Raw genomic sequence first — 978 nt, 5'->3', positions numbered from 1 at the left:
ATTATATCTCGCTTACATTTCTTCAAGAGATCCTTTAAAAAATATATTTTTTTGAGATATAGTAAGGAATTAATCAAGCAATTTTAATAAGTTAGCTAATAATATGATGATCGTTTCAGCAAAAAATAGAGCGTATAATTTAGTGATGATTTTAATATTTTGTTCATAGAAAAAATGGCAATAACTTTCTATTCATTGTGAAATTTATAAGAGAAAGGATTATTATGCTTCATATAAATTTCCCATAAAATACAGCATATACCGACACCTAACCCCAGTCCTAATCCTATCAGCGCTCCTATTATCATTCCGGCAGAAAGTGCTACTCCTATACCCATTGCGATAAGTGGGCCAAATCCTGGAAGAGCAATATAGCCATAAGTAGCAAGAGTTGCTGCGATTGCTCCTGATATGCTACCATTTAAACCGCCAATGAAAGCAAATTCTTTAATAGAATGACTGTACTTTTTGAAAAAAAATTTCTTACAACGATGAACAGAAACGTTAAAATTAATCATATTTTTTTCTTTCATTTTGAATGCTAACGGTTCCTGAATAGTCAACGGACACGAAAAAATGGGACTTTTTAAATTTTACTAAAGCACGCCAGATGCCTTTGTCATCTAAACGTAATCGTTTAATGTTCTCAAAACCATTTTGCATAAGACAATTTTTAATTTGTGAAGCAGTAAATGAATTTTGACCTATTTTAGTGACATTTTGAGTAGAACTATAGGTAAAGGTTTGACAATAAGGAAGATGAAAAACTTTACTAATTGAAGTTGTGACGATCAATGAAACACATACAATCATCATAAAAAAAATACTTAATTTCAAAATATTATTGATTTTCATCTTGTCACTTTCTGTTGAAACAACACTTCATTAACCGTTGTATTGCTAACAGGTTCCCAAGATGATTTTATTTTTAATATTATACTTAACAAAAAAATTGGAAATGATTAAATAAAATTGTTT

The 978-nt window shown here is 29.3% G+C and carries 2 protein-coding genes; both read right to left on the bottom strand.

Features of this window, described 5'->3' with window-relative positions:
* Positions 1-188: 188 nt before the first annotated feature.
* Positions 189-533 carry a hypothetical protein gene (locus tag HWX04_RS08205; protein ID WP_175869628.1) on the bottom strand — a complete coding sequence of 115 codons (345 nt, stop codon included), beginning with the start codon at positions 531-533 and terminating at the stop codon, positions 189-191.
* Positions 511-855: a hypothetical protein gene (locus HWX04_RS08200; RefSeq protein ID WP_175869627.1), complete on the bottom strand. Its 345-nt coding sequence runs from the start codon at positions 853-855 to the stop codon at positions 511-513. Before HWX04_RS08200 ends, HWX04_RS08205 begins: the two co-directional genes overlap by 23 nt.
* Positions 856-978: the final 123 nt, after the last annotated feature.

This window comes from Bartonella gabonensis (assembly GCF_903679515.1).
GTDB classification, from domain to species: domain Bacteria; phylum Pseudomonadota; class Alphaproteobacteria; order Rhizobiales; family Rhizobiaceae; genus Bartonella; species Bartonella gabonensis.
This window is presented reverse-complemented; position numbering and strand designations above follow the sequence as displayed.

Coding starts and splice junctions, on each gene's coding strand:
- HWX04_RS08205 (WP_175869628.1), bottom strand. CDS start 533: ATGAAAGAAAAAAATATGATTAATTTTAACGTTTCTGTTCATCGTTGT.
- HWX04_RS08200 (WP_175869627.1), bottom strand. CDS start 855: ATGAAAATCAATAATATTTTGAAATTAAGTATTTTTTTTATGATGATT.